At 69.0% G+C, this 4,927-nt stretch carries 8 protein-coding genes; all 8 read left to right on the forward strand.

What is annotated here, in order from left to right; translation table 11 throughout:
- The coding region (locus MKK51_RS05705) for a hypothetical protein (RefSeq protein ID WP_243975579.1) at positions 1 to 321 on the forward strand (321 nt) is incomplete at its 5' end.
- Complete coding sequence (locus MKK51_RS05710) at positions 321 to 587, forward strand: hypothetical protein (protein ID WP_243975580.1); 267 nt, start codon at positions 321 to 323, stop codon at positions 585 to 587. The genes MKK51_RS05705 and MKK51_RS05710, both read left to right, overlap by 1 nt.
- 49 nt (positions 588 to 636) lie before the next feature.
- A complete protein-coding gene (locus MKK51_RS05715) occupies positions 637 to 1,173 on the forward strand; it encodes a hypothetical protein (protein ID WP_243975581.1) in 537 nt (178 codons plus the stop codon).
- The gene (locus tag MKK51_RS05720) at positions 1,173 to 1,400 is read left to right on the forward strand and encodes a hypothetical protein (RefSeq protein ID WP_243975582.1); all 228 of its coding nucleotides are present in this window, start codon (positions 1,173 to 1,175) and stop codon (positions 1,398 to 1,400) included. Before MKK51_RS05715 ends, MKK51_RS05720 begins: the two co-directional genes overlap by 1 nt.
- Positions 1,397 to 1,621, forward strand: a complete 225-nt coding sequence (locus MKK51_RS05725) for a hypothetical protein (RefSeq protein ID WP_243975583.1) — start codon at positions 1,397 to 1,399, stop codon at positions 1,619 to 1,621. Before MKK51_RS05720 ends, MKK51_RS05725 begins: the two co-directional genes overlap by 4 nt.
- Positions 1,622 to 1,629: 8 nt before the next feature.
- Positions 1,630 to 2,934 (forward strand): AAA family ATPase, encoded by a 1,305-nt coding sequence (locus tag MKK51_RS05730; RefSeq protein ID WP_243975584.1) that lies wholly within the window; start codon positions 1,630 to 1,632, stop codon positions 2,932 to 2,934.
- A 5-nt stretch (positions 2,935 to 2,939) separates the two neighbouring features.
- Entirely contained in the window at positions 2,940 to 3,914 is a 975-nt protein-coding gene (locus tag MKK51_RS05735; RefSeq protein ID WP_243975585.1) for a PD-(D/E)XK nuclease family protein, read from the forward strand.
- Complete coding sequence (locus MKK51_RS05740) at positions 3,911 to 4,918, forward strand: AAA family ATPase (RefSeq protein ID WP_243975586.1); 1,008 nt, start codon at positions 3,911 to 3,913, stop codon at positions 4,916 to 4,918. Before MKK51_RS05735 ends, MKK51_RS05740 begins: the two co-directional genes overlap by 4 nt.
- The last annotated feature ends 9 nt before the right edge of the window (positions 4,919 to 4,927 follow it).

Here is a 4,927-nt window from a genome sequence, read left to right on the forward strand (position 1 = left end):
CCCCTCCGCCGCGAGCTGCCGACCCTCCACCAGGACGGTTCGATCAAGTTCCGGATCGTCCTGAAGCAGGCCCGCTCCGAGAAGCGGATCCTCGCCGAGCTGATCGCCAAGCGCCGCATCGCCGGCTACCCCGACCGCGCCTCCTTCATCCGCGCCGCCATGGGACCGGTCCGCGAGAAGATCGCCCACGACCGTGCGTCCTGGTCGGTCTCGAACGTGCCGACGTCCACCGTCGAGATGCGCCGCATGGAGCACTTCGGGAAGGTGTGGTTCGAGCCCGTCGTCACCGGTTCGGTCGCCCAGCCCCGCGAGGCCGCGTGATGGTCCGCTACAGCCTCGGCCCCGTCGACAGCGCCGGCAATCGTCCTGTGCTCCTCGACGGCCGGTACATCGGCCTCCTCGCCTACGAGCCCGGCGAACCTCTCGAGTGGGGGCTCTACCCCAGCGGCAATGCCTTCGCTGATCACAGCGCCCTGCCGGCGCCCATCACGAAGTTTTGGCACGCGTTCGCGAGCCTGGACGCCGCGAAGGCCTTCCTCGGCATCGAGGCCGAGTCCGCCGCCCCCGCCCTGCGCGAAGCCGCCTGACCGGCCCTCGCACGCACCCTTCCGCCCTCCAACCTCGCAAGGCCGCGCGATGCGCACCGTTCCCCATCTCTCCGTCGTCCGCGTCGACGAGCAGTTCGCTATCCAGGCGTTGGATGGCTCCATCGCCATCCCGATCGGTGGCGCCATCAAGGACGTCGCCGAGACGATCGTCGCCCGGAGCAACGCCACGCCTGGCGCCATCGCAGCGATGGAGGCGGTCGTTCGGTTGCTCGATCGGTCGGTCGAGATCGAGGACACCCCCGAGGGATTCGAGCCGTACATGCTCGAGGACCTTTCCGCTGCTCTCTCGAATCTGCGAGAGGGCCGCGCCAGCGATGATCTCTCCTACTCCGGTGCGCCCATGCCGCCGGATGGTGTTGAGGGATGCGTCTACTGCGGCCAGCCCTTCCACAAAGGCGATCTCGTCTTGAACGAGGTAGAGGGTGGACGAGGCCACATCACGTGCATGGGGCCGGAGCGTGACTCCTACGTCGACGCCAATGGCGAGCCTCTGAAGGACGGCGAGCCGATCCCGACCGGGTATCCGTGGAAGCCCTCGCAGATCCAGACCGGCGAGGCGCTGTGATGTCGGCCGCCTCCCTCATCACCGCACTCGGCCTCGCGGCCATCGCCACCACCGTCGCGATGTGCGCCGCGCCGGTCCTCTCCGCCGACATGCGCCGGGCCGTGCAGCGTGGCCTTCGCCACGACGGGCGGCCGGACGTGACCGGCATCACCCTGATGATCTTCGGCCTGTCGCTCATGAGCGCGGCGGGCGTCGGGTCGGTCTGGCTGGGGGCGACCTGGTCATGAGCGACCTCGAAACACTCCTCGCCCGCGCCCCGTTCGCCGTCAGGCTCGGCACGCAGGCCATCGTCGTGGACCGCCATGACGAGAGCGCCTTCGTGGTTTGCGAGCCTGTGCTCGACCCGAGAGCCCGCATCCTAGACGCCGAGGCATGGGTCGCGATGGCGAACTTCATGGCGGCGCTCATCAACAAACCGCCGATCCCCCTCACCCAAGCAGCCGAGTGAGCCCCGCTATGAAGATCCTTCAACTCCAGGCCGAGAACGTGAAGCGGCTCAAGGCCGTCTCGATCACGCCGGACGGCAACATCGTCGAGATCACCGGCCGCAACGGGCAGGGCAAGTCGAGCGTCCTCGACGCGATCTGGTGGGCGCTCGCCGGTACGTCGCACATCCAGGCCGTGCCGATCCGGAAGGGTGAGAACGAGGCGCGCATCCGCCTGGACCTCGGCGAGATCAAGGTCACCCGCACGTTCAAGCGCCAGGAGGATGGCACCTTCCCAACGAAGATCCTCGTCGAGAGCGCGGACGGGGCTCGATACCCCTCGCCACAGCGGATGCTCGACAGCCTCCTCGGCGCCCTGTCGTTCGACCCGCTGGCTTTCACCCGCATGGACGGGAAGGAGCAACTTGAGGCGCTCAAGCGGTTCGTCCCCGGTGTCGACTTCGACGCGATCGACAAGGCGAACAAGGCGGATTTCACCAAGCGCACCGACTTGAACCGCGAGGCGCGCACCCTGCGCTCGCAGGCCGCCGGGATCAGCCTGCCCGAGAACGCCCCGTCGGATCGGATCGATGACGCGGCCCTCGTCGCCGAGTTGGAGCGCGCCGGCGAGCACAACACCGAGATCGAGCGGCGACGGTCCCGCCGCGAGCAGACCGAACAGCAGGTCGCCGCCCAGGTCGCTGCGGTCGACATGCACCGCCAGCGTGCTGCGGACCTACGCCGCCAGGCAGACGAGGCAGATGCAGACGCCGACGCGGCAGGCGCGACGGCGGACGAGCTGCGCAAGAAGCTCGCCGACGCTCCGGCGCTACCAGAGCCCATCGACACCCTCGCCCTGCGCCAGCGCATCGCTGACGCCGGCCGTGTGAACGCCCTGGTCGCCCAGCGCGAGCAGCGGGACCGCATCGAGGCGCAGGCGACGAGCGTCGAGGCCCAGGCCGCCGCACTCACGAAGGCGATGGAGGACCGGACCGCCCAGCGGCGCGAGGCCATCGCTAAGGCCAAGATGCCCGTGCCCGGCATCGGGTTCGGTGAGGACGAGATCCTGCTCGACGGCATCCCGTTCGACCAGGCGTCGAGCGCCGAGCAGCTGCGGACGTCGGTGGCGATCGCCATCGCGATGAACCCGAAGCTGCGCGTGATCCGCGTGCAGGACGGATCGCTCCTCGACGAGGACGCCATGCGGATCCTCTCCGAGATGGCCGAGGCCGCCGACTATCAGGTTTGGGTCGAGGTCGTTCAGTCCGGCCGGTCGGCCGCCATCGTCATCGAGGACGGAGCCGTCGCCGGCGGTCTCCTCGCGGCTGCGGAGTGATCGCCATGCAGATCATCGAGCACACCGAGGGCCTGGTGCCTGGGCCCGGCCTCTACCGGATGGAGGCGAAGGTCTACCATGCGGACCCGGCCCCGGCGCCGAGCCTGTCATCGTCGATCGCCAAGCTGTTCATCACGCACAGCCCCGAACACGCATGGGCGGCGCACCCGCGCCTCGGGAAGCAGCCGGAGGACGAGGGCGACCCGTCCCGCAAGATGGAGATCGGCAGCGTCGCCCATAAGCTGATCCTCGGGCAGGGCGCCGACGTCGTCGTCATCGACGCCAAAGACTACAAGACGAACGCAGCCAAGGCCGAGCGCGCCGACGCCTACGCGAATGGCGAGGCGCCAATCCTGCGCCCCGACTGCGAGAAGGCCGAGCGCCTGGCCAAGCGGTTCGGCGAGCGCCTCGCCTGCATCCCCGGCTGCGAAGGATTCGCCACCGCCGAGGCCGAGGTCGTCGCCATCGTCCAGGACAAGTCCGGCGCGTGGCTCCGGATCATGATGGACAAGGTCGAGATCGGCCCGCACGGCATCACGATCTGGGACGTGAAAACCGGCGACGTCTCGGCCGCGCCGCAGGGCCTCGGCCGCCGCGTCGAGCAGATGGGCATGGAGGTTCAGGCCGCCTTTTACGTCCACGTCATGGAGACGCTGTTCCCGCGCCTCGCCGGCCGCGTCCGCTTCCGGTGGATCTTCATAGAGAACGACGAGCCGCACGGCCTGTCCGTCGCCGAGGCGGATTCGGTCGGCATGGGCATCGGTGCCCGCAAGGCCGCCGCCGCAATTTCGCGCTGGGCCAAGTCGCTCAAGCGGGACGAGTGGGCCGGCTACCCGACCGAGATCGTCCGCGTCGAATACCCGACATGGGCGGCCAACCGCTGGACAGAGCGCGAGGAGAGCGACCCACAGCTCGCCGACGTCTCCTACGACCTCGCCACCAGCCACCAGCGTCCTCTCGACTATGGAGATGCAGCGTGACGTTCACGTTCGCCCCCGCCGTCCGCGAGCAGGTCTCGCTTCTCATCGGCCTCGCCGGCGCGTCCGGCTCCGGAAAAACCAAGAGCGCGCTGCGCATGGCCGAGGGCATCTCCCCGGCCGGCCGGATCGCCTTCATCGACAGCGAGGCGCGCCGCGGTCTCCACTACGCCGACGCGCATCGCTTCCAGCATGCCGACATGCGCCCACCCTTCGCCCCATCGCGCTGGATCGAGGGCATCCACGCGGCCGAGGCCACCGGCGCCGAGGTGGTGATCCTGGACAGCTTCTCGCACGAGTATGACGGCGAGGGCGGGATCGTGGATTGGGCCGACCGCCTCGCCGAGGGGACGCCCAAGCCCGGCATCGAGCACCCGCGCAAGAAGGGCGACCATCAGGACTGGTGGAAGGATTGGGCCGAGAAGCCGGTCGACAGCCCCGGCAACTGGAAGGCCCCGAAGCTCGCCCACAAGCGGATGATGAACGCGATCCTGCAATGCAGGGCCACGCTGATTTTCTGCCTGCGCGCGGACGAGAAGATCAAGATCGCGAAGGACAACCGGGGCAAGACGGTGGTCGAGCAGCTCGGGTGGATGCCGATCTGCGAGAAGCGCTTCATGTACGACATGACGGCGAGCTTCACGCTGTCCCCGGACTCGCCCGGCCTCCCGCGCTTCGACCTTCCGCACAAGCTCCAGGAGCAGCACCGCAGCTTTTTCCCGCAGGGCCGGCCGATCGACGAGGATTGCGGCCGGCGCCTCGCCGCATGGGCCAAGGGTGGCGCAGCGCCGGCATCCGACCAGTCCACCCGCCAGCCATCCAACCGCGACCGCCTGTTCGCCGCGGCCCGCGAGAAGGCCGAGGAGGGGTCCTTCGCGCTCAATCAGTGGAAGGCCGACCTCCAGGACAAGGCCCGCCAGGCGCTCGACGAGATCGAGGACGAGCTCGACGCGACCGCGACCACGGCGGACGAGAGCTTCCCCGGCGACCAGAGCGAGGCCGCGTGATGGCTGCCC

Source organism: Methylobacterium sp. E-045 (assembly GCF_022829685.1).
GTDB lineage: Bacteria > Pseudomonadota > Alphaproteobacteria > Rhizobiales > Beijerinckiaceae > Methylobacterium.

What these genes read in the sequence shown, in the direction of transcription:
- MKK51_RS05720 (WP_243975582.1), top strand. Translation starts at nt 1,173, where the DNA reads ATGTCGGCCGCCTCCCTCATCACCGCACTCGGCCTCGCGGCCATCGCC.
- MKK51_RS05715 (WP_243975581.1), top strand. Translation starts at nt 637, where the DNA reads ATGCGCACCGTTCCCCATCTCTCCGTCGTCCGCGTCGACGAGCAGTTC.
- MKK51_RS05710 (WP_243975580.1), top strand. Translation starts at nt 321, where the DNA reads ATGGTCCGCTACAGCCTCGGCCCCGTCGACAGCGCCGGCAATCGTCCT.
- MKK51_RS05735 (WP_243975585.1), top strand. Translation starts at nt 2,940, where the DNA reads ATGCAGATCATCGAGCACACCGAGGGCCTGGTGCCTGGGCCCGGCCTC.
- MKK51_RS05725 (WP_243975583.1), top strand. Translation starts at nt 1,397, where the DNA reads ATGAGCGACCTCGAAACACTCCTCGCCCGCGCCCCGTTCGCCGTCAGG.
- MKK51_RS05730 (WP_243975584.1), top strand. Translation starts at nt 1,630, where the DNA reads ATGAAGATCCTTCAACTCCAGGCCGAGAACGTGAAGCGGCTCAAGGCC.